The 23471-nt window shown below is 72.6% G+C and carries 16 protein-coding genes; 8 read left to right on the forward strand and 8 right to left on the reverse strand.

The window, feature by feature from the left end:
* The 5 genes from ACSNOG_RS18665 to ACSNOG_RS18685 form a co-directional block, all read left to right on the forward strand.
* Nucleotides 1-2708, forward strand: a 2708-nt coding sequence (locus ACSNOG_RS18665; RefSeq protein ID WP_436753783.1) for a baseplate J/gp47 family protein, incomplete at its 5' end; no start/stop codon positions are given.
* A complete protein-coding gene (locus tag ACSNOG_RS18670) occupies nucleotides 2705-6607 on the forward strand; it encodes a beta-propeller fold lactonase family protein (RefSeq protein WP_436753784.1) in 3903 nt (1300 codons plus the stop codon). The genes ACSNOG_RS18665 and ACSNOG_RS18670, both read left to right, overlap by 4 nt.
* A gap of 33 nt (nucleotides 6608-6640) precedes the next feature.
* On the forward strand, nucleotides 6641-7348 hold the full coding sequence (locus ACSNOG_RS18675; RefSeq protein ID WP_436753785.1) for a DUF4255 domain-containing protein: 708 nt from the start codon (nucleotides 6641-6643) through the stop codon (nucleotides 7346-7348).
* Nucleotides 7345-9609 carry an ATP-binding protein gene (locus ACSNOG_RS18680; protein WP_436753786.1) on the forward strand — a complete coding sequence of 755 codons (2265 nt, stop codon included), beginning with the start codon at nucleotides 7345-7347 and terminating at the stop codon, nucleotides 9607-9609. The genes ACSNOG_RS18675 and ACSNOG_RS18680 overlap by 4 nt, the downstream gene beginning before the upstream one ends.
* Nucleotides 9606-11915 carry a hypothetical protein gene (locus tag ACSNOG_RS18685; RefSeq protein ID WP_436753787.1) on the forward strand — a complete coding sequence of 770 codons (2310 nt, stop codon included), beginning with the start codon at nucleotides 9606-9608 and terminating at the stop codon, nucleotides 11913-11915. The genes ACSNOG_RS18680 and ACSNOG_RS18685 overlap by 4 nt, the downstream gene beginning before the upstream one ends.
* A gap of 3 nt (nucleotides 11916-11918) precedes the next feature.
* Here the strand turns inward: ACSNOG_RS18685 and ACSNOG_RS18690 are convergent, their stop codons facing one another.
* The 6 genes from ACSNOG_RS18690 to ACSNOG_RS18715 form a co-directional block, all read right to left on the reverse strand.
* Nucleotides 11919-13046 (reverse strand): hypothetical protein, encoded by a 1128-nt coding sequence (locus tag ACSNOG_RS18690; protein WP_436753788.1) that lies wholly within the window; start codon nucleotides 13044-13046, stop codon nucleotides 11919-11921.
* A 71-nt stretch (nucleotides 13047-13117) separates the two neighbouring features.
* A complete protein-coding gene (locus tag ACSNOG_RS18695; RefSeq protein WP_436753789.1) occupies nucleotides 13118-13546 on the reverse strand; it encodes a hypothetical protein in 429 nt (142 codons plus the stop codon).
* Nucleotides 13547-13957: 411 nt separating this feature from the next.
* Nucleotides 13958-14416 (reverse strand): hypothetical protein, encoded by a 459-nt coding sequence (locus tag ACSNOG_RS18700; RefSeq protein ID WP_436753790.1) that lies wholly within the window; start codon nucleotides 14414-14416, stop codon nucleotides 13958-13960.
* Between the two features lie 4 nt (nucleotides 14417-14420).
* Entirely contained in the window at nucleotides 14421-15767 is a 1347-nt protein-coding gene (locus tag ACSNOG_RS18705) for a phage tail sheath family protein (protein WP_436753791.1), read from the reverse strand.
* 71 nt (nucleotides 15768-15838) lie between these two features.
* On the reverse strand, nucleotides 15839-16279 hold the full coding sequence (locus tag ACSNOG_RS18710) for a phage tail protein (protein ID WP_436753792.1): 441 nt from the start codon (nucleotides 16277-16279) through the stop codon (nucleotides 15839-15841).
* A 58-nt stretch (nucleotides 16280-16337) separates the two neighbouring features.
* A complete protein-coding gene (locus ACSNOG_RS18715) occupies nucleotides 16338-17678 on the reverse strand; it encodes a phage tail sheath family protein (protein WP_436753793.1) in 1341 nt (446 codons plus the stop codon).
* Nucleotides 17679-18200: 522 nt separating this feature from the next.
* On the opposite strand from ACSNOG_RS18715, the gene ACSNOG_RS18720 reads away from it, so the two are divergent.
* On the forward strand, nucleotides 18201-18371 hold the full coding sequence (locus tag ACSNOG_RS18720) for a hydrophobic protein (protein WP_436753794.1): 171 nt from the start codon (nucleotides 18201-18203) through the stop codon (nucleotides 18369-18371).
* Nucleotides 18372-18543: 172 nt separating this feature from the next.
* Nucleotides 18544-18897 carry a hypothetical protein gene (locus ACSNOG_RS18725; protein ID WP_436753795.1) on the forward strand — a complete coding sequence of 118 codons (354 nt, stop codon included), beginning with the start codon at nucleotides 18544-18546 and terminating at the stop codon, nucleotides 18895-18897.
* Here the strand turns inward: ACSNOG_RS18725 and ACSNOG_RS18730 are convergent.
* Together ACSNOG_RS18730 and ACSNOG_RS18735 are read right to left on the reverse strand one after the other, a co-directional pair.
* Nucleotides 18882-19631, reverse strand: a complete 750-nt coding sequence (locus ACSNOG_RS18730; protein ID WP_436753796.1) for a response regulator — start codon at nucleotides 19629-19631, stop codon at nucleotides 18882-18884. The genes ACSNOG_RS18725 and ACSNOG_RS18730 overlap by 16 nt on opposite strands.
* A gap of 8 nt (nucleotides 19632-19639) precedes the next feature.
* Complete coding sequence (locus tag ACSNOG_RS18735; RefSeq protein WP_436753797.1) at nucleotides 19640-20875, reverse strand: sensor histidine kinase; 1236 nt, start codon at nucleotides 20873-20875, stop codon at nucleotides 19640-19642.
* 283 nt (nucleotides 20876-21158) lie between these two features.
* On the opposite strand from ACSNOG_RS18735, the gene ACSNOG_RS18740 reads away from it, so the two are divergent.
* Nucleotides 21159-23426: an MMPL family transporter gene (locus ACSNOG_RS18740; RefSeq protein ID WP_436753798.1), complete on the forward strand. Its 2268-nt coding sequence runs from the start codon at nucleotides 21159-21161 to the stop codon at nucleotides 23424-23426.
* Nucleotides 23427-23471: the final 45 nt, after the last annotated feature.

The following is a 23471-nucleotide window of genomic DNA, read 5'->3' on the forward strand; positions in this document are numbered from 1 at the left end:
CCGCCGGCCCGCCCGCCCAGCCCGATCCCTACGCCCTGATGGTCCTGTCCGTGCCCGTCCCCAACACCCGGGTGACGCTCGACGTCCGGCTGGGCGAGGCCTTCGCCACCACGGCCGGAGACGGCGGCCGTACGGCGCGGGGCCGGTGGGAGGCCTGGCAGGGGACGCACTGGACGCCGTGCCGCGTCGTGACGGACAGCGTGACCGGTCCCGGACTGCCGGGACGGATCACCCTCGACCTCCCGTCCGCCCACGCCCCCGCCCAGCTCCTCCTCCACCGGCAGACGGATCCCGGACAGGCGCAGGACGCGCCGCGCCGGCTGCGTGACGTGGGCCTGATCCGCTACCGCACCGAAGCGGGACAGGTTCCCCTGACCGAGGTCGCCCTCAACCCCGTGCTGAGCGTGCCCGTCCCGGTCGTCCAGGCCCGGCTCGTCCAGGACGAGACGCTGGGGACGGCTTCCGGCCGCCCCGGCGAGCGCTTCCGCTTCGCCCACCCGCCGATGTCGCGGTCCACCGACCCCCTCGTCGTCGAGGCCGGCCTCGGCGGGCGCACCGAACGGTGGACACACGTCGCCTCGCTCGCCGGATCGGGGCCCGGCGACCGGCACTTCACCCTGGACCCGCGCACCGGCGAGGCCGTGTTCGCGCCGCTGGTGGCCGGGGCCCGCGGTCCGCGGCAGCACGGGGCGGCGCTGCCCGCGGGCGCGGTCGTCCGGGCGCGGCGCTATCTGTCCGGCGGCGGCGTCCGGGGCAACGTGCCCGCCCGGACGATCACGGTGGTGCGGACGCCGCTGCCCTACGTCTCGTCCGTGACGAACCCCGCCCCCGCCGTCGGCGGCACGGAACGCGAGAGCGCCGCCGCCTGCGCGATGCGCCTGCCGCTCGGTTCGCCCGTGCCCGAACGGGCCGTCGTCCCGCGCGACTACGAGCAGCTGGCCCTCGCCGCCTCCGCGGGCATGGCCCGCATCCACCACATCCGGGACCTGACCGACGACGCCCTCGACCCGGCACGCAACTACGTCCCCTGGGAGCCCGCCAGGACCGACGTACGGTTCACTCTCGCGCCCGGCCTGCGCGAGGTGGCCCCAGGGGCACAGGTCACGACGGAGGATGGAAAGACGGTCTTCACCACGACCGCGGCGGCCGTCCGCGTGCTCCCCGAACCCATGGGCACGGCCCCCCTCCGCCTCCGCCCGAACGTTACCGCTGCCGAAGAGATGTTCCTCGCCGGGAGCTACGCGGCGCAGTCCGGCTTCTCCGGCCCCTTCAAGGAACACGGCAGGCTGGTGCTCGCCCTGGTGCGCATCACCCAACCGCACGATCCGCGGAACCTCACCCTATGGATCGCGGCGTCCGGGGACGGGCGGCAGCCGGGCGACCGCATCGCGGTGTCCGTCTTCGCCCCCCGCAAGGGCAGGCCCTGGTGGGACCCCGCCTTACCGTGCGCGTATGCCGCCGCATCCGCCGAGCAGATCACGGTCGCGGGGAGCGAAAAGGGCGGACAAGGCGGGCAGGAGGCGACCCTCGCCGCCCACCCCGTTCCCCTGGCCGGTTCCGCGCGGTGGCTGGCCGCGGTCGACCGGGGCGAGGTCGCCACGACGCCGCAAGAGGTCCTCGATGCCCCCGGCCAGGACCTTCCGGTGGACGGGGCCACCTGCTGGCTGGCCGTCCAGATCCTCGACCCCAAGGGCACGGACGACACCGCGTACACCGTCCATGCCGACTCCGGCACCACGAAGGACGTGCCTGCGGTGCAGTACGCGACACACCCCGCGGGTCACAAGGAGGCCGACTCGACGGGCGAGCCCGGACAGGTCCTCTCGGTGCTCGAAGCGCCGGTGTACGGCGACCTGCCCGCGATCCGCGTCGGCGAGGACGACTGGACGACCGTCCTCTCCTTCACCGACTCCCAGCCCGGCAACGAGCACGTCGTCGTCAACGCCAGCACGGGACAGGTGCACTTCGGCCCCTGGCTCGGCAACCGCCAGTACGGCAAGGTTCCCCCGGCAGGTACGAAGGTCACGACGAGCAGCCCGTACAAGGTGACCCTCGGCGCCGCCGCCAACGACATCCCCCCGGGCGGCCTCAACCGCGTCAGGGAGCCCGCGGACGGTGTCGTGGGGGTGGCGAACACCTCCACCACACGCGGCGGGAAGAACGGCTACACGGACACCAGCGGCGGCAACACCCAGGCCGGCGTACGGCTCATGGTCATCCCCTTCGTCACGGCCGACGAACGCGGCTGGTTCCCGTTCCACATGCTCGCCCCCGGCCGCGACGCCTGCGACACCTTGCGGCGCTCCCTGCGGGCCCGCCAGCCGGAAGGGGTCCCCGTGTGGCTGGAACAGCCCGGCTATCAGGGCCTCCGCATCGACGCCCGCATCGTGCCCGCCGACTACCGGACCGCCGCCGAGCGGGCCGCCCTCGGGGCGGCCGCCGAGCGCGCCCTGTACCGGTACTTCAGCCCGGTCGGCGGCGGCCCGGACGGCACCGGCTGGCCGCTGGGCCGCCCGGTGCACGTGGGGGAGGCGTTCCGGATCCTGGAGCGGGTGCCCGGGGTCGCCCGCGTCGCCACCGCGACCTTGACGCCGGTCGATCCGCGCAGCGGCGCGGCCGGGGAGCCCGTCGACCTGCTCGGCTGCGGGCCGGGCGAGACCGTGTACTCCGTCGAACACCGGATCACCATTGCGGAGGTGCCGTCATGAGCGGGACGGAACAGGGCGGCGCCGGAAGCCGGACCCCGCTCGGGGGTCCCCGGCTGCTGGCCGTGGACTGGGCGGCGGACCGGCTCGCCGTCGTGGGCCTCGGCACGCCGGGGAGCCCGGAGCCGCCGCGCACCGCCGCGGTCGGGAGCAACCCCCGCGCGGTGGCCACCGGCGCGGACGGCACCCGGGCCTACGTCGCCGAGCACGGCTCGGGGACGCTGTCGGTGGTGGACCTGACCGGTGCCGAGCCCGTGGTGCTGCACAGCGTTCCCACCGGTCCGGGGCCGGTCTCCGTCGTCGCCGGACTCGCCCGCGACCGCGTCTGCGTGGCGGACGACTCGGGCGGGATCGTGGTGTTCGAGGCGGACGGCGAACGCGTGGCCGAACTCGCGGTCGGCAAGGGACCGTGCACCTTGGCGGCGGCCCCCTCGGGGGAGCGGGTCTGTGCCGTCGACGTGACGGGCGGTACGGCCTCGGTCATCGGCGTGGCCGGGCCGGCCGCACCGTCCGTGACCGGCTCCGTGCCGGTGAGCGGAGCCACCGGGGCGGCCGCGGTGTCCGTGGGCGGGGCGTTCGCGTACGTCGCAAGCAGGAAGGACGCCACGGCCGGTGCGGTGACGATCATCGACCTCGTCCAGGGCACCGAAGTGCCCGAAGGGTCCCCGGTGACCGTCGGCGCCGAGCCGCGCGCGGTCGCGGTGAGCCCGGCCGGCGACCGCATCTGCGTGGCCGCCTACGGCTCGGCGTCGGTCGCGGTCGCCGGACTCGACCGGGGGAGCGGGCGGATGGGCCCCGTCGCCACGGTCGCGACCGGTGCGCACCCCGTCGCCGTGGCCTTCGCGCCGGACGGCCGTCTGGTCCACGTCGTCAGCCGGACGACGGGGAAGGTCACCGCCATTCATCTGGACACGCAGGGGCAGGGGCAGGAGACCGCGGACCTCGAAGTCGCCACGGTGCCTTCGGGCGTGGTGTTCGGACCCGGCGGCCAGTACGCGTACGTCACCGACCAGGCGACGGGCCACCTCGTCACCGTCCGCGCGGCCCCCTACAAGGCGGGGGAGGTCGGCACGGGAGCCGGCTCGGAGCCCGCCGGGGTCGCGGTCTCCCCGGACGGCCGGTGGGCCTACGCGGCCGACACCGCGTCCACCAAGCTCGCCGTGCTGGATCTCGCACACCTGACGCTCGGCACGCCCGTCGACCTCACGGCAGGGCACAAGCCCTGGGACGCCGCCGTGGCGCCGAACCGGACGTTCGCCTGCGCGACCAGCCCGGACTCGGACCACCTTCTCCTCCTGAAACCCGCCTCCGGACAGACCCTGGAGGGCGGCGAGGGCGCCCGGGTGGTTCCCGTCGCCCTCGCGCCGGGTTCCCGGCCGCACGGCGTGGCCGTCACCCCGGACAGCCGGTACGCGGTGACCGCCGACCACGGCACGGCGACGGTGTCGCTCGTCGACCCGCACGGAGGCACGTTCACGATCGGCGCGGAGGTCGTCCGGTGCCGGCAGCCCGACGGCGTCGCCCTGTCCCGCGACGGCAGGACGATGTACGTCGCGGACTTCGGCGAGACCCAGGAGGGCCGGCCCGGCGGGCAGATCGCCGTCCTCACCAGGGACGCCCCGGGCCGGTGGGCACACACGGCGGTCATCGACGCGGAGACGGGGCATTTGTCGGGCCCGCACGAGATGGCCCTGTCACCGGACGAACGGCTGCTGTACGTCGCCAATTACCAGAACGGGACCGTGTCGGTCCTCGGGCGCGACGGTGAGGGGCACGCGTGGACCTTCCGCCGGACCATCACCAAGAGCCCCGCCGCACTGGTGCAGCCCTACGGCCTTGCTCTCTCGCCCGACGGAGCCACCCTCTACGTCTCCAACGCCGCCGGCAACAGGGGCACCGTCGAGATGTTCGACGTCGCCGACGGCAAGGGGGACCACACCGGGACGATCACCGTCAAGCAGAACCAGGCCAACGTCCACCTCGGGCTCGCGCTCTCCCCGGACGGCCGGTTCCTGTACGCGGCCGACGAAGAGCTCCACCCGGGAGCGCAGACGGCGACGGGCACGGTGTACGGGGTACTCCTCGAAGGGGACATGCCGGTCACGGTCGTGGCGAACGCCGCGTCGGCCGTCGGCATCGACACCCCCAGCGGGCTCGTCTGCCGCGACGACCACACCCTGTGCGTCGTCAACCAAGGCGACAAGGCCGTCGATTCGCGCCCGGCACGTCTGGCCGTGCTCGCGCTGGACGACTCCCGGCAGGCCGTCGACAAGAGCAAGAGCACGACCGAACCCCTCGACAAAGACGTCCTTCCGTACTCGCCCGCCGTCTCGGACGACGGCACGCTCTGCATCGCCGATTTCGACGGGCCGACAGTCACGGTCTTCGGCTCCATGGTCACGCCCGTCCCGGTCGGAGCGACGGCCGACTCGCAGCCGTGGGACGTGGCCGTCACCGAGGACGGCGCCTATGCGTACGTCACCGACCGCCGCGCCGGGGCCGTCCGGTGCGTCCGTCTCGCCGACCACGACGTGAGCACGCTCCGGGTGGGCGACGACCCCATGGGCGTGACGAGCGCGCCGGGCGGTGTCCGGGCCTACGTCGCCAACCACGGCGGGAACAGCATCTCCGTCCTCGACAGGACCCCACAACGGACCGGTACGGCTGTGTCCGGCTCCGGCTCCGGCTCCGGCTCCGGCTCTCGCTCCGGCTCCGTGGACGCGGCCGCGGATGCCCGGGCCCTGGCGCTCCACCCCCGAGCCCCGTACGCCTATGTCGCCCGGGACAACGGCCTGGACGCCGTGGCTCTCGACGGCGTGGCTCCCGGCGGCGGCCCGCCCGGGCCCGCTTCGGGCCGGGGCGCCTCACTGAGCACCGGCGCGTCCCTGTGCGCCGTAGCCATGCACCCGGGCGGGACGTACGCCTACGCGGTGGACGCCGCCGGCCCCGTGCCCGAGGTACGCGTCGTCGACCTGTCCGCGGCCGGCCGGCCCGTCCGCGCCGCGGCGGAGCCGGTACGGCTCACCGGCGGCGCGCGGCCCACCGGCATCGCCCTCCACCCCTCGCAGCCGTGGGGCTACGTCAGCGGTCTGGAGGACGCCGCTCACGGCGGTGCCGCGGGCGGCGTCCTGTGGGGGCTCGACACGTCCCGGCCGGACCGCCCTGCTGTGACGGGCATGGTGCAGCAGCCCCTGCCCGCCGTCGAAGACATCGCCGTCCACCCGGGTGACACCGGCCACGCCTATCTGGTGACCCGTTCCGGCGACGCGAGCCTCCTCCACGTCCTGCACGTCACCGGTGACCTCGCCCAAGCGGTCCTCCTGCCCGGCCCGGGCCTCCCCCTCCCGCCCGGCACCCGGAGCATCACCGTGCACCCGCGGGGCGGCTACGCCTTCGTCGGGGGAGAAAGCGGCGGCCTCCACGTCCTGGACCTGGGCGATCCCGCCCGGCCCCGGCTCGCGGGCGGCACCCCCGGCCTGGGGGCTCGTCCGGGCGCCGTCTTCCGCCCGGACGGCAGCAGCGCCCTGTGCCTGACCGCCGACGGACTCGCCGACGTCACGCTCGGCCCGCCCGGGGTCACCGAGACCTGGCAGGGCGCGCACCTCACCGCGCCGCAGTCCGTGGCGGTCTCGGCCGACGGCAAGAGGCTCTTCGTGACTTCGGAGAACAGCGGAGCGCTCGCGATCCTCGACACCCGGAACGGGGCACTGCGTTCCACCGTCCCGGCCGGCACCGGGCTTGCCGCCCTCGCACCGCATCCCGGGGAGCCGCGCGTGTACGTGTCCGACGCGTCCGGTGCCGCCGTCGCGGTGGTCGACACCACGGAGCCGGCGAAGGCGGGCACCACCGCTCTGGGCATCGACCTCCGCCAGGCGATCCTCGGGCCGGACGGCTCCGCCTGACACCCGCCACCCTTCCCCGTACAAACCCCATCCATGGACGAGACCCCATCCATGGACGAGACCCCATCCATCCGGCGCGGACAGCGGCGTCAGCGGCAGACAGAGGCAGGGCAGATGATCGAACTGGTCGACCAGGCAATGGAGGGGCGCGTCCGGGATGACCTCACCTACCTTCCGCCGGGCTTCCCCGTCACCTTCGAGCCCCCCGGCCGCGACGGCGGGCACGGGGAGACGACCGGCGCGGAGACCGTCGGCATCTACCTGTACGACATCCGCGAGGACCTGGACCGCAAGCAGACCGGCACCGTCTACCGGTACGGCCCCGTACAGGGCGGAGAACCCGGACAGCAGAAGAAACTGGCGCAGCACGACCCGCCCCGGTACGTCCGGCTGTCCTACCTCGTCAGCGCCTGGGCCCCGGACGCCCTCATCGCCCACCGCATGCTCGGCGAACTCCTCGTCGGCTTCGCCAGGAGCCGCGAGTTCGCAGTGCGGCTCCCGCCGGAACTGGAGCAGATGCACCTGCAGGCCCTCCTCGACGTCGGCCACCCGCCGGCCGAGGACCGGGCCCTGACGGAGTTGTGGAGCGCGGTGGGCCACACGCTCGTGCCCGCCCTGAACGCCACCGTGACCGTGCCCTTGCTGTCGTACCTCCCCGACGGCTACGACCACTGGGTGACCAAGCCCTTGGCGATGAGCGACGAGAACGTGGAGATCACCGCGGGAGGCGAGGGCCGATGACCGCACCCTCGCCGACACGCCCGGACGAAGCCACCGGGACAGCGGCGCCCACCGCCGCCGACTGGCTCCTCGCCCGCCTGACCCTCATCGAGGCCAGGGTGCGGCGCGCCATCGCCGTCCGTACCGGTGAGGAGACGGCGGCCGGCCCGGGCGGACTCCCGGGGCCCGCCGATGCCCCCTTCGACCCGTTCCAGGGGCTCTACATCTCCGACGACGCGGCCCCGCACCTCCTGGACGCCCCCACCGGCCCGCTGCCTCCCGACCCCGCCGAGGCCCGTCTCACCGCCGCCCTTCGCGCACACGAGGAGGCGGCCGTCGCCGCCGGTGCCGCACCGCCCCTCACACGCCTCGCCCAGGAGTTCGGCCTGGGCCCCCTGGACGTGGACGTGCTGCTGATCGCGCTCGCACCCGACACCGACGCACGCTACGAACGCTGTTACGGATACCTCAACGACGACATCACCTGCCGGCACGCCACCACCGGCCTCGCCCTCACCCTGTGCGGCGTCCCCAGCGCCTCCGCGATGGCCCGGCGCCTCTTCTCGCCCGACGGCCCCTTGCGCGCCGGAGGCCTGCTGGAGGACGACGACACCGAACGCCCCTACCTGACCCGCCCGTTGCGCGTCCCCGACCGGGTCACCGCGCACCTGCTGGGCCATGACGCCCTGCCGGCCGCCCTGCGCACCGCCGTATGCCTCCCGCGGCCCGCGCCGCAGCTCCCGCCGCCGGACGACGGCCGGCTCGCCGCCACGGCCCGCCGCCTCGCCGGGCTGCTCGCCCGCCACCCGTCCGCCCACCTGCGCGACGAGCCCGGCGGCGCGGCCGGCAGCATCGCCGAGACGGCGCTGGCCGCGCTCGGCAGGCCGGCGCTCCGGCTCGACCTCGCCGCCCTCGCCGACGGGCCGCACCCGGAGGCAGCGGTCCGCGCCGCCCTCCTCGAAGCGCGGCTGCGGGGCTGCGGGCTGCTCGTCGGCCCGGTCGGCTCCGTCAGCCTCGGCTCCGTCGGTGCCGCCGACTCCTCTACCGGCCCCGGGCGCGTGCGCAGCCTCCTGGCCCCGCTCGCGGATCCGCCCGTACCGGTCGTCCTCACCGGCCCGGAGCCCTGGGACGCGCACTGGACGCCCACGCCCCCCGTCCTGATCGAGTGCCCTCCCCTCACGGAGCCCGCGCGGGCCGCGCTGTGGCGGCACGAGCTGCGCGCGCTCGCCCACCGGGCCGGGGCGGCCGGCGAAGCGACGGCTGCCGGAACCGACGAGGCGGCGGCCGCAGGCGCCCGGTACCGGATCGCCCCGCACCGGATCCCCGCCGTGGCCGCGTCGGCCTGCCGCCAGGCCGACGCGGACGGCACGCCCGTCGGCCCCGCGGCCGTCCACGCCGCCGCCCGCAGCTGGAACGGCAGTACCCTCGGCCGCCTCGCCCGCCGCGTGCGGCCCGCCGTCACCTGGCCCGACCTCGTCCTGCCCGAGCGCCCCTACGAGCAACTGCGCGGCCTCGCCCGCCGCATCCGCCACCGCGACCGAGTCCTCGGGCAGTGGGGGATGCGGCCCGGTGGGGGGCGCGGGCGCGGCGTCACCGCCCTCTTCAGCGGCGCCTCGGGCACGGGGAAGACCTTCGCCGCCGAGGTGGTGGCCGCGGACCTCGGCCTCGACCTGTACGTCGTCGACCTCGCCACCGTCGTCGACAAGTACATCGGCGAGACCGAGAAGAACCTCGAACGCATCTTCACCGAAGCCGACGCCGTCAACGCCGTCCTCCTCTTCGACGAGGCCGACGCCGTGTTCGGCAAGCGCACCGCCGTCCAGGACGCCCACGACCGCTACGCCAACACCGGCACCTCCTACCTCCTGCAGCGCCTGGAGGCCTTCGACGGCCTGGCCCTCCTCACCACCAACATGCACGCCAACATCGACCCCGCGTTCCTGCGCCGGCTGGATCTCGTCGTGCACTTCCCCGCCCCCGACGAAACGCAGCGCCGCACCCTGTGGGACCGCTGCCTGGGCCCCGAGGCGCCCCGGGCCGCCGACCTCGACGACGCCGCGCTCGCCGCGCTCGCCGGAGCCTTCGACCTGCCCGGCGGCGCGATCCGCTGCTGCGCGGTCACCGCCGCCTACCGCGCTGCCGACGACGACCGTCCCCTGGCCACGGCCGACCTGCTGGCCGCCGTCCGGGAGGAGTACGCGAAGCTCGGGCGGTACGTGGACGAGTCCCGGTTCCCCGCAATGGCACAGGCGGTACGGGTGGCGCAGGCGGTGTCGCAGTGAGCCCGGGCCCGCTCCCCGGGCCGGAGCAGCACCACGAGCCCGTCCCCGAAGCCGCGGCACCCTCGGCATCGCCCCCACCGGCCGTACTGGGCGACGTCCTCGCCGGCCGGCTCAAGGAGCTCCAGCAGCAGGCCGGCAACGCGGCGGCGGCCGCCCACGCGCTCGGCACCGGCGGACGGCAGGCCGCGGCTGGCGCGCCGTTCGGCCACCGGCGCCTCGTCGCCTCGCCCCGCTGGCACCAGGAAGCCGAGCTCTACGAACGGCGGCTCGGCGCGGCACTGGCGGCCGCCCCCGAAGTCGGCCGCGCCGCCCGGACGGCCGTGCTGAGGCTGAACGAGGTGCTGAGCGCGGAGTTCACTGAGGAGAAGGCAGCCGGGGCCTTCCTCAAGGACGACCCGGCCAGCGCCGGCCAGGTCGGCACCGGGGAACCGGGGGGAGACGCCCGGGAGCGGCTCCTGCAGTGGACCGCCCCGGGCTCCTCCGCCACCGTCCGCGAGCTCGTCACCGCCTTCTACAACGCCGCCTACTACAAATACGGCCCCCAGCCCGGGCCGTCCGGGGACGACCGCGACGTCTCCTTCAAAACCCTCCTGCACCGCATCGTCCTCGACGGCGACCTGCGACGCGCCCGTGAACTCGGCCTCGACACCGAAGCCCTCGGCGCGCAGCGGGAGTACCTCACCGGTGGCACCCGCAGGGTCCTCGGGCACCTGCCGCAGGACATCGGACGGCTGTTCGCGAAGGACGTCTTCGCCCTGGGCAACATGACCCTCCAGCACGGCACCGGCACCACCGTGTCGATGGGCCGCAGCCAGCAGGGCAGGACCGAGCGGCCCGAAGCCCAGACCGGGACCGGACCCGGCAGGAGCACCCTTCGCCACCACCAGGACCTCGGGGTCCCCCTGAGCGAAGCAGAACGCGCGCACGCACAGCGCAGCACCACCCCCCTGCGCGTCGAAGGAATCCGGCTCGACGGGGACCGGATCCGTCCCCAGGAGTACGACGTCACCCCCGAGGACATCTGGGCGGCCGTGGTCCCCGCCGGCCGGCAGGGCCCCGAGTTCCCCCTGCCCTGGGCCTCGGGGCAGGCACTCTTCGCCATGGACCCCGCGGCCGCCTGGTACCGCAAGCACCACGAGCGCGGCGCACCCCTCGTGGCGGGCATCTCCGGCACCACCACGCGCATGCTCAGCGCCTTCCGCTGGCTGAAGGCCGTGCCGGGAGGAGCGGGCGGCGGGCAGGAGCGTTCCGAGGGAGCGTTCTTCCTCGCCATGGCCTCCTGGATGCTGACGGGCCGCGACCACTCGCTGTACGAGATCCTGCGCGGCGCGAAAGCGGCCGGGCTCGCGAGCCTGTCCGGCCTGACGGCGTCCTCCAAGGACGTGGCCGCGATGTACCGGGACTTCGACGCCTTCGTCCGCACCACGCTGCCGCAGGCGAAGCTCCCCGAGCCGCCGTACGCCGCGCTCTACGAGCAGCAGGCGCTGGCCGGGCGCGAGGACGGCGGGATGCTCACCGTCCACGGCGACACGGTGCGCGCCGCGCGCCGCAAGCAGCGGCACCTGGAGAAGAAGGCGGCGGCCGGTGCGGCCCACCCCGGCAAGGACCTCGACTTCGCACACTTCCTCGCCCTCACGCAGTACACCGGTGACAACCACCAGCTCATCAACCGCGTTCTCACCACCCCCGGCGGCTTCACGTCGGTCGGCGTCGGCCGGCTGATCGACGAGATGATCTCCCGGATCGCCCAGGGCGTGCCCACCGAGGTGCCCTACACCAGGTGGCGCGACGACGAGCTGCAACGCCTGATCGACGACTACCGGGCACCGGGCCTCGGTGACCAGGAGCGGACGGCCCGGCTCGAACCCGTCAGGAAACGCCTGCACGCCCTCGCCGGCACGCTGCGGGCCGAGGCTAAGACCCATGCCGACATGCTCGCCGACTCCCTGCACCGGCTGCCTCCCGTCAAGGGAACGGTGTACCGCGCCGGCTGGGAGATGTGGCCCCGGAAGCGACTGTCCTTCAACGGCTTCACCAGCACCAGCGAGAAGCGGAAGAAGGCCGAGGAATTCCTGCCCCTCCAGTACCCGACCGCCGGCGGCCGCAGGGTCCTCTACCAGCTCGAGCTCGCCGGACGCAGCGGGCGGGACATCTCCGCCTTCTCCCAGAAGCCGGAGGAGAAGGAAGTGCTCCTCCTGCCGGGGGCGGCGTTCACCGTACAACTGCGCAACCGCAACGAAGTCGCACACGTCCAGGGACGGGAGATCCGCTACGACTTCGTCTGGGCGACGGAAACGACCGGCTGACGGCTACTGCTTCTTGGGCAGCAGGTCGGTGCGGTGCTGTTCGAGGTCGGTGACGCCGTCGAGATCCACCTTGACCGTGAATCGAGGCACTCCGTCGGGACCCTCCTCAGGGGTCAGCTGCCAGCTGTTCGCAAAGCCCCAGCTGCCGCCTGTGTAGACCCCCTTGAGCCTGCCGTCCACCGTCCCGAGGACATCGAAGGGTTCGCCCTCCGATCGGAAGGTCCAGTGGGTCCGGTACCAGGCCTCCAACTGCTCAGGGGTGGCCAGGAAGTGCTCGCCCTTCGGATCCCGGGGGTCGGCGACGAGATCCTCAGGCCGGTCGTCCCCGGTGGTCAGTGCGATGAGGCCCGCCGCGTCGGCCTGGGCAGCGGCCGGATACGTCCGGCCGCGGTGAACCGCGTAGGTCTTAGGGCGGAAGTGGTCAAACTCCTCCAGACGCCGCACGAGGGCGTGCAGGGGCTGGAGCAGATCCTCGCGGTGCTCCGTCAGATCGGTGACCTCGTCGCGCGGGAAGACGCCGCGGTAGCGGAGGTCCCGGCCTTTGAGGTGTTCCTTGGCGAAGTGTTCGTCGGAGCCGAGGTAGTTGCCCGAGAGTGTGGTGGGCGTTGCGGCGGTGCACTCGAAGGGCTCGTCGTGCCAGCGGAACGTCCACTGCACGGCGTACCAGGCTTCGAGGCGCTCCGGCGGAACCGGGTATCCCACTGATCCGTCCGAGGCCTCGCGCGGGGCGAGGCCCGCGGGTGCGGGGCCGCCGGGCTCGGGCCGCAGCTCGACGTACGGCCACAGCCCCGCGGCGGGACGGGTCCGGTACAGCTTGCCGTGGAAAACGGCGACCTGGCCCTTGACCGGGAAGGGGCGGCTCGCAGGGTCAGTCATGTCATTCCACAGTCCTTCGTTCTTGTCGAAGAAGCCGATGGCTTCTTCGGTGCCATCGGCGTGCATACACCAGATCTCAGCATGGTGGGGGAGGCCGGTGGCCTCGGCGGTCCACTCCGGGATACCCCCGCCGGTGTAGCCGGTTCCAAGGAACGGGTCATCTGCGGCCCACCCCTTGCTCTGGCCGGCCATGTCGGCGACGCGCTTGGCCAGCTTCTGGTCGCCGACTGCGCCGAGGCCCGGTTCGGCATGCATGTCGTGCGGTGCCGGGAAGCGCAGCTGGTACGCCTTGGACGCGCCCGGTGGTACGGGAGTCCAGCCGGCACCTACTCGCCGAGCTTCGCGGCGTTGTCCAGGTAGGCATCCTTCACTTTGGGAGTGATCACCTTGGTCACCATTCGGCCCTCTCCGAGCTTGATCGTGTCACGGCCCCCGACGACCTCGCGGATCTGCTCCTCGCTCAGCTTGTCGGTCCGGCTGAGCCGGAGCTTGTCATGCTCGGAGTGGTCCAGTCCGCGTGCCGCCAACTGGTCGTCGAGCTCCTCCTGGTAGTGGGGGCCGTCGCGCAGCGCGTCGTTGCCGTACCATTCCGCAGCCTCATCAAGCGCGCCCAAGGCATCCGCAGGTGTCGCCTGCGACTCATCAGCCAGGTTCGAGTCGCCTGCAGGCGGCTTCGGAGCATCGTCAGCCTGCTCGGCGCCCGCGTCCTGCTCGGCTGCAGAGTCTGTCTCGGAGTCTGTGTCCGCCGCGCCCACGGGTTCCGGGGCGTCGTCCGTGTGATCGGCATCCGCCTCGCGTGCGTCCGCCGGGACGGTTTCGGAGTCTGCGTCTGCGTCCTCAGCAGTCGCCGGATCCGGAGCGTCGTCGTCCCACCGCTCGGCCTCCGGCTCCGGAGCCTCGGCGTCCTCGGGCGCGCTGTCGGATTCCGCTACGGCCTCCGACGCCGGGGCCTACCGGAGTCCGCGTCCGCCGCCTTCGCCGGTTCCGGGGCGTCGACGGGCTACGGCGGCGGTGCCTCTTGGGGTGGCGGGGGTTGCTCGGGCCGGCGGTCGTCCATGATCGACATTCTGACGCGACCACGTCAACGTGGGACGGGTGGCAGCCGTGATGCGTTTGTGCCCCGGCCACCAGTCCGGTGGCCGGGGCACAAGCGCGAACGGGGCCGGTCAGGCGGCGGGGCCGGCCGTGACGGGCCGTGCGCGGACGCAGGTGAGGACAGCCGTGCCTTCGTACCTCGTCACCTTGTCCTCGGCGGGCGGATTGACGATGCTCGCCGCCTTCGTCGGGGTGAAGACCAGGTCGAGCGGACCGCCGTCGACGACGACCTCCTTTCCCCGCGCCGTCCTGGCGTACCGTGCGCGGTTCCGCTGCGGCACCTTGAGCACGACTGTGCCGGCTCCCGGCACGGGGAACGTGGGCGTCACCACGTAGGGGACGTCCACGATCTGCAGGGATTCGATGTCGTCCGGAACACAGGCGACGTGCCCTTCGATCCGGAAGCCCGCCGAGCCCTGCAGCGGGAAGGGCGGAGGGGGCGGCGCGAGTGCTGCGCCCACCGCAGGCGTGGTCAAGGCCACCTGGAGCGTCACCAGGTCGCCCTCCCTCACCACGAGCTTCTGCGCCACGGGGCTAGCTGTTCTGCCCGGGCTGCCCGGGCTGTCCGGGCTGTCCGGCGATCTGGGTGATGGTGAAGTGGACGAACTCGGCGGGGCGTACGGGTGCGATGCCGATGTCGCAGTGGACTTCGCCCTTGTCGATGGTGCTGGAGGTGTTGTTGGTGGCGTCGCAGATGACGTAGAAGGCGTCGGTAGGCGTGCGCCCTTGGAGGGCGCCTTGGCGCCATTGGTCGGTGAGGAAGCTGGTGATTGAGTGGCGGAGGGTGGCCCAGAGTCGTTCGTCGTTGGGTTCGAAGACAGCCCAGGTGGTGGATTGGCGGATGGAATCCGAGAGGAAGGAGACGAGGCGGCGGACGTTGAGGTACTTCCAGTCACGACTGCTGGACCTCGTGCGCGCACCCCACACCAGCAGCCCGCGGTCGGGGAAGACCCGCAGACAGTTCACGCCCTTCGCATTGAGCTCACCCTGCATGTCGTCGGTGAGCAGGACCGGGATGTCGAGCACGCCGCGGAGGTTCTGGTTGGCGGGGGCTTTGAAGACGCCGCGTTCGGCGTCGGTGCGGGCCCAGACGCCGGCGATGTGCCCGCAGGGCGGCACGGTGCGCGGGCTCCCGTCGACGCCGGGCACGTTCACCCACGGGTAGTAGAGCGTGGTGAACTCGGCGTCGGCGGAGTCCTGGGAAGGGAGCACGTCGACGAAGGTTTTGAGCGGCCCGGCGGTCTGGTTCGGAGGGGCGTCGAGTACCGCGAGGCGGTTGTTCAGAGCCTTGCAGTGGCCGACGACGGCGCTCATCAGCTCCCGCCCCTTGGCCGGGTCCGGTGCGGGGGGCGTTGCGGCATCGGAGACCGCGGCGGTCATGTCCCACAGGTTCGGCACCGCGACCATGGTCACCTCGGGGACGGTCTCCAACCCGCCCAGACCCGTCCGTTCCTCGGCGTTGCCCTGCAGCGCCGTGCTCGCGACGGCCGCCGACGGGTCGGTGAAGCCCACGACGTAGCAGGACGTGCCCCCGTTGGCGAAGAATCCGTAGACGGCCTCCGCCAGCACGAGGCATCGCTCCAGTGCGCGGATCTTCTTGAGGTCCTCCGCCTCCTTGACGTTCTTCTTCAGGAGGCCGGCCAGCTCCGCGCTCAGCTCGCGGATGCTGTAGCGGGCGGCGAACTCCTGCCACCCGCGCATCTGCTGCGGACGGGTACGTTCCTCGGCCTCGAACGGGGGAGTGGACGTCCCCTCGCCCATGGTGTCCGGGACCTTGGTGTAGCCGAGGAACGCAGGAGTGGACGTGCCCACCCCGACGATCATGCGGACGCCGCTGGACTGCTCCGTGACGTAGACGCCGGGGGGCTTCGGTGTGGTCATCGCTGCTGTTCCCTCTCCTTCATCATCTGCTGCTGTCCTTGCTCCGGAGCTTCCTGACGGGAGGGGGAGGGCTATTCGACGGTGATGTCCTCGTAGGTGATCGTCACCTGTTCCGTGGCGACGCTGGAGTTCGTCGCCCCGAGCTGGGGGCCTTCCCAGCGCGAGGCCCAGGCGTTGCTCAGGTGGATGCGCCGGACGGTCTGCTTCTTGGCGTCCTTGAGGGCGATGGTGATGTTCTGCCGGGCGCTGTCGAGATCGGCGTTGACGAGCGTGGCCTTGATCCAGTCGGTGAACGCGGTGCTCTTGTCCATGCCGCGGGTGATCGTGATTTCGCCGGTGCGGCGGGCGCCCGGCTGTTTGCGCACGATCAGTTCCCCCGTGGAGGAGACCTGGCGGGTCTCGACCACGTCCTGTTCCAGGGTCAGCCCTGAGACGTCCTGGACGGTCTCGACCTGGAACTTGCCCAGTTCGATGGCGAAGGTGCTGCTGCTGAAGGTGTCACCGGTCAACACGTGCGGGGCCTCCTGGGCTCATCGTGTCTGTCCTCATGGCACCGGCCGGGCCGGCGGATCAGCGGGACTGTGCAGGACCGTCGGCGATCTGGGTGATGGTGAAGTGGACGAATTCGGCGGGGCGTACGGGTGCGATGCCGATGTCGCAGTGGACTTCGCCCTTGTCGATGGTGCTGGAGGTGTTGTTGGTGGCGTCGCAGATGACGTAGAAGGCGTCGGCAGGCGTGTGGCCTTGGAGGGCGCCTTGGCGCCATTGGTCGGTGAGGAAGCTGGTGACGGAGTGGCGGAGGGTGGCCCAGAGTCGTTCGTCGTTGGGTTCGAAGACGGCCCAGGTGGTGGATTGGCGGATGGAGTCGGAGAGGAAGGAGACGAGGCGGCGGACGTTGAGGTACTTCCAGTCGCGGCTGCTGGACCTCGTACGTGCGCCCCACACCAGCAGCCCGCGGTCGGGGAAGACCCGCAGGCAGTTCACGCCCTTGTCATTGAGCTCGCCGTGGCGGGCCTCGGTCAGCAGCGTGGGCAGCGTCAGTACGCCGCGCAGGTTCTGGTTGGCGGGGGCTTTGAAGACGCCGCGTTCGGCGTCGGTGCGGGCCCAGACGCCGGCGATGTGCCCGCAGGGCGGCACGGTGCGCGGGCTCCCGTCGACACCCGGCACGTTGACCCACGGGTAGTAGAGCGCGGTGAACTCGGCGTCGGTCGTGTCCGGCGACGCCAGCTTCGTCAGGAACCCGGGGACGTCGCCGGGTGCCGTGCCGGGCTGCGGTTCCAGCACGGCGAGCCGGTTGCGCATGGTCGTGCAATGACCCACGACCTTGCTGATGACGGTCGCCCCGGTGGTGGCATCGGCCCCCTTGGACCAGAGGTCCGGAACGGCGACCATGGTCACTTCTGGGACGGTCTTCAGGCCGGCGAGCCCGGTGCGTAGCACGGGATCACCGTCGACTTGCGCGGAGAGGTCCTGTGCGGCGTGGTCGAGCCGGAGGACGTAACAGGACGCCCCGCCGTTGGCGAAGAATCCGTAGACGGCTTCGGCGAGCTGGTACGTCTTCGCGTCGGTGAAGTACCTCTGGAAGACGGTCAGCTCCGCCTGGCGCTTGCAGAGCGGCAGCAGCCGGGCCCCGGTCGAGTTCCATGCCGCGTACTCGGCGGAGTGGGCTCCGGAGACGGTCGCCGCGGTGGCTTCGGCTTCCTGCTCGGCCGCCGGGTCGACCGGCTGACCGCGCCACTGGGCCGTGCGGACCTCGACGAGCCGGTCGAACGCCTCCGGGGGGACGGTCGGGGCCGGGTCCTTGGTCGCCTCCTCCCGGAGGGCGTTCTCCAGCGGTCGGAGGAGCTCGGTGACCTCGTCGACGGCCCGGGCCAGCCTGTTCAGCTCCTCCTCGACCGCTTTCTCACGCATCGGTGAGCGGAAGTGGAAGAGGTCGACGAACTCGGGCCAGCTCCGGACGAGGGTCGGAGGGGAAGCCGTGTGATCACCGGGACCCCGGACGGCGTACCCGAGGAAGGCAGGGGTGGACGTCCCTGCGCCGGAGATCGTCCTGACTCCGCTGGGCTGTTCCTTGACGAACACTCCGGGCGCTAATGGGCCTGTAGACATGCGCTGTTTGCCCCTCTCATCGGGAAATGCGCGCCATCAGCCAACCATTCGCGCGCGCGTACGCGCACGCGAACGAGCGAAGCTAAGCCGGATGACGTATGGAAGCCCTTCCCTCACTTGGTGATCCCGGCTACGCCGCTCCGGATGTGCGGTCGCACACTGGGTGACCGGGCCTCCCGGCGCGGTGCCGGAGGCGTCGGCGCAGGCCCCGTCGGGAGCTCTCCGAGTGCTGGGCCGCGACGCGGTCCGCGAGTGCCGCGGGACTTTATCCAAAGGTGTGTGCACGGGAATCCGGGGAAGGCGTCGTTTCGGAGGTAGATAACTATGGTTCCCCTTCTCCTTGTTCTGCTCCTCGCGCTGATCCTCTTCGGTGCCGGGTTCGCAGTGAAGGTGCTGTGGTGGGTCGCCGTCGCGGTTCTGGTGCTCTGGCTCCTCGGCTTCGTCATGCGCTCCACGGGGCCCAGTGGCGGCCGTGGCCGCTGGTACCGCTGGTGACCGGTAGACACCCGCACGCCCGAGGGCCGTGAGCGCACCGCTCACGGCCCTCGGGCGACGGGAAAGCGTCCGGGGGTACGAAACCGGCTGGTCACGGAGCCGGTTGTACGGGTACCGTCTGGCCCTCCGGACAGCCGTACCGGAAGTTCCCGGAATCCGGAGAGTGATCAGCATGCCCAGCCGACCGGCGACGACGACCCTGTGGCGCCCCACCGGCCCCAAGGAGCTCGAGCTGGTGCGGGATTCGGGCTGGCGCGCCTGGCCGCCGCGCCTGCCCGAGCAGCCGATCTTCTACCCGGTCCTCAACGAGGACTATGCGATGCGCATCGCGCGGGACTGGAACGTGAAACACGACGGCGCCGGTTTCGTCACCCGGTTCGAGGTCGAATCGGAATTCCTGAGCCGGTACCCGGTCCGGCAGGCCGGCGGGCGGACGATCCTCGAATTGTGGGTGCCTGCCGAGGAACTCGATGAATTCAACGCCCATATCGTGGGTGAGATCCAAGTGGTTCACGAGTTCCGCTGAGCCGCGGAAGCGTTCCCGCCGCCCACCTCGACCAGCCCCGTCTCGTACGCGGCGATCACCGCCTGGGCCCGGTCACGGACGCCGAGCTTCCCGAAGACGCTGGTGATGTGGTTCTTGACGGTGGACAGGCTGATGTCCATCGCCCCGGCGATCTCCGTGTTGCCGAGCCCCGTGGCCATCAGCCGCCACACTTCCGCCTCGCGCGGCGTGAGCTCGCCCGTGGTCACCACGGGCGGCTCCGGGCGGCGCGGGGCCCTGACGTACGTGGAGATGAGCCTGGTCAGCAGGCGCGGTGCGACCGCGGCCTCGCCGGTGTGCACCACCCGGACCGCCGCGACCAGCTCCTCCGGCGAGATGTCCTTGGGCAGGAATCCGCAGGCGCCGGCGCGCAGCGCCGCCACCACGTACTCGTCCATGTCGAAGGTGCTGAGCGCCAGCACCCGGCACCCGGGGAGCTCCTGTGCCAGCTGCCCCGTCGCGGCGACCCCGTCCAGGACCGGCATCCGGATGTCCATCACGACGACGTCGGGCCGCAGCCGGTGTGCGAGGGCCACGGCCTCCGCGCCGTTCCCCGCCTCGCCCACGACCTCGAAGGCCGGGTCGGGCGCGAGGATCAGTGCCAGCCCGCGCCGCACCAGCGGCTGATCGTCCGCGATCAGCACTTTGACCGCCCGGCGCGCGTCGTTCGCCGTGCCGTCGTTCGCCGTGTCGTCGTCCGTCCCACCGTCATCCATCGCCGCGTTCATCGCAGCGCCCCCTCGTCGGTCGTCATCAGCATGTGCTCCCCGGCCTTCAGCGGCAAGCGGGCCGACACCCGGAACCCGCCCTCGTCCAGCGGACCGGCCTCCAGCGTCCCGCCGTGCAGCACCACCCGCTCCCGCATCCCGACCAGGCCGTAACCGGACCGCGCACCGGCACCGTCCCCGGCCCCCCACCCGGACCCCGCGTCCGTACCGGTGGTCCCGGCGCCGCCCCCGGCTCCCGCGCCGTCATCCGTCACCTCCACCGTCACCCCACCCGCCTCGTACGTCAGCCGTACGGACGCCTGCGCCCTGCCCGCGTGCTTGCGGGCGTTGGTCAGCGCCTCCTGCACGATCCGGAACACGGTCAGGCCCACGCTCGGCGGCAGCGGGTGCTCCTCGCCCCGCACGTCCAGCGCGGTGGGCAGGCCGGCCCGGCACGACTCGGAGACGACGCGCTCCAGGTCCCCGATCCCCGGCTGGGGGGCGGCCGGCTCCTCCTCCGGCTCCTCCCCGGCGCGCAGTACGTCCAGCAGCTGCCGCATCTCGCGCAGTGCCATCCGACCGGAGGACTCCAGGTCGACCAAGGCCTCGTGGACCACCTTCGGGTCATGGGCGAGGTTGGCCCGGGCGCCTCCGGCCATCAGCTGCATCGTGGTGATGTGGTGCGCCACGATGTCGTGCAGTTCGCGTGCGATGCGACGCCGTTCGTCGGCGACCGCCCGGTCGGCGAGCAACCGGCGGTTGGCCTCGATGTCGCGCTGCCAGTGGTTCATCACGATCGCGGCGACGACCACGATCGCCCCGCTGGCCACGCCGCCCACCACGTCCACGAGCCTCGGCCGCGGTGCCAGCCCCACCAGCGGTATCGCCACGACCACGAGCGCCGTCGGCGCGGCCACGGCCGCGCGCCGGGTCCGTACGACCGTGTAGAGGGCGACCACGATCGTGGCGTTGAAGTGCTGCGCCACCGGCACGCTCAGGTTCAGCGCCAGGCCGAACAGCAGGACGACCGCCATCGTCAGCACCGGGGCCCGCCGCCGGGCCAGCAGCGGCAGCGCGGAGACCACCATGACGACGCACCCGGCCGGTGGGACGTACCCCAGGTCGACCTGACTGGTGAGCGTGAAGCCGATCAGGTCCACGACCGCGGCCCCGACGGCGACGAGCGCGTCGTTGCGCGTCCATGGCAGTCCGTCGAAACGCGTCGCCCACGACTGCACGCCGCTTCCCGGCATGGTGATCCTTCCCCCGGCCGCCTCCGCTTCCGGTCTCCGGTCACTGTCCGGTGCGGCACGGCGGCTGTCATCTGATGATCCATTCTGGCACCGGCGGGCGACCTTGCCCCGGGCCGTCGAGCCGATCTCGGCCTGGGACCAGGGTCCTGGCCGGCGCCCGCTTCCGGCCCCCGCTCCCAGCCTGTTTCTCGTCCCGCGCTCGGACGATTCCCGCGGTCCGCGCTGATGAGCTGGACACCGGCCGGGAGGACCCGGCGTACGAGAACCACTGCCGGAGGACAACGTGATCCGCGCCTTGACCGGGCTCTCCACCCGCAACCCATGGAAGGTCGTCCTCCTCTGGGCGGTGCTGGGCATCTTCCTGAGCATGCTCGGCCCGGCGCTGCTCTACCGCGTCACCCAGAGCCAGAGCGGCGATTTCCTGCCCGCGACGTACGACTCGGCGGCCGCGCTGAAGGTGGCCGAGGAGCGGTTCGGGGTGAAGCCCGACGCCAATGCGGTGACCGTGCTCGTCGCCCGCGCCGACGGCAAGCCCCTCACCGGTGCCGACCACCGCCGCGTGGGCGACCTGGCCGGGCAACTGGGCCACCGGCGCGTCGAGATGCCGGAGCCCAAGGAGGACGGCCCGCCGTCGTTCCTGGCCGAGGACCACTCCCAGACGCCCAAGGTCAGCCCCGCCGCGCTCGCGCCCGACCGCAGCTTCGAGCTGCTCTCCGTGGAGCTGGCCGGCAACTCCGCCGACCCCGGCATGCACGACCTCTACCGCGCCTTCCGCGACCGGGCGAAGGCCGACTTCGCCGAGGCCGGGATGCGTACGGGCTTCACCGGCGGTCTGGCCGACCTCGTCGACACCACCGAAGCCGAGGAGGTCACCCAGAAGGTCGTCGGCATCCTCATGGTCGGCCTGATCGTGCTGATCAACGTCCTGGTGTTCCGCAGTGTGCTGGCAGCCTTCGTACCGCTCTTCGCGGTCCTCATCGTCGGCGGTGCCGCGGCGGGAGCGGTGGTCGGCCTCGCGATGCTCACCGGCACCACCCTCGACTCCTCCACGCCGAGCATGATCAGCGTCGTGCTGATCGGCATAGGCGTCGACTACTTCCTCTTCCTCCTCTTCCGCTTCCGCGAAGAGCTGCGGGCCCGCCCGGACCTGGCACCGCGCGCCGTGGCGGCCGAGGTCAGCGCCCGCGTCGGCACCGCCGTCACCTCCGCCGCCCTCACCATCGTGGCCGCCTTCGCCACGCTCGGCGTCGCGACCTTCGGGCAGTTCCGGGTGCTCGGCCCCGCCATCGCCGTCTCGGTGCTCGTCATGCTGCTGGCAAGCCTGACGCTGATGCCGGCGCTGCTCGCGGTCACCGGACGCAAGATGTTCTGGCCCTCCCGCTCGCTCGAGCGCGAGCCGCGGCCCGGCGCGGCCGCACGCGTCGGCGACCTGGTCGCCCGCCGGCCGTTCGCCGCCGTGCTGGCCTCCCTCGCCCTGCTCGGCGCCCTGGCCACGGGCCTGGCCGGCATCCGGATGGACTTCGGCCAGACCTCCGGAACCCACGACACCCCGGCAGCCGCCACCTCCGCCGAGATCTCCCGCGCCCTGCCCGCCGGAGTGTCCGACCCGGCCTCCGTCTACGTCACCGCCGAGGACGGCCGCGCCCTGCCCGCCGGGGCGCTCGACGCACTGCCCAGGGCCCTCGCCGGGGTCAAGGGCGTCGGCCAGGTCGGCAGGACCGCCTTCAACGCCGACCGCACCGCCGCCCGCATCGACCTCTACCTCACCCCCGACACCCAGTCCCAGCAGGCCCGCGACCTCGTCTCGGGACCCGTCCGCGCCACCGTGGCCGCCCACACCCCCGCGGGCCTGGAAGCCCACGTCGGCGGCACGGCCGCGGTCTTCGCGGACATCTCCACGGCCGTCGACCACGACCTGAAGATCGTGTTTCCGGTCGCCGCGGTGCTCATCGCCCTCATCCTGCTCGTCCTGCTGCGCAGTCTGCTCGCCCCCGCCGTCCTCATGGTCGCCGTCGGCCTCGGCTTCGCGGCCACCCTCGGCGCCTCCGCCCTCTTCTTCCAGCACCTCCTCGGCAAGCCGGGCGTCAACTTCGTCCTGCCGCTGGTGCTGTTCCTCTTCGTCGTCGCCCTCGGCACCGACTACAACATCCTGATCAGCGACCGCATCCGCGAGGAGATGGAACGCCCCGGCCCGGCCCGCGCCGCCGTCGCCCGCGCCCTGCGCCACACCGCGCCCGCCATCGCCACGGCGGGAATCGTCCTGGCCGCGTCGTTCGGCAGCCTCGCGGTCAACGCGGCCCCCTCCACCCAGCAGATCGGCTTCGCGACAGGGCTCGGCATCCTGCTCTCCGCCTTCGTCCTCTCCCTCGTCCTGGTGCCCGCGCTCGCCGCGATCCTCGGCCGGGGCACGTGGTGGCCGTTCCGCCCGGGCCGCGGACAGGGCCGTGAGCGGGGCCCTGAGTGGGGCCAAGAGCGGGCCCATGAGCGGGGTCGCCAGCAGGCCGGGCCGGAGGCCGACCGGCCGCACCACGAGGGCATGTCCGTCCACTGAGCGGGCTGCATCCCGCCGACGGACGACGTACGGGAGCCCGGTCGA

It is taken from the genome of Streptomyces sp. URMC 124 (assembly GCF_051386455.1).
GTDB lineage: Bacteria > Actinomycetota > Actinomycetes > Streptomycetales > Streptomycetaceae > Streptomyces.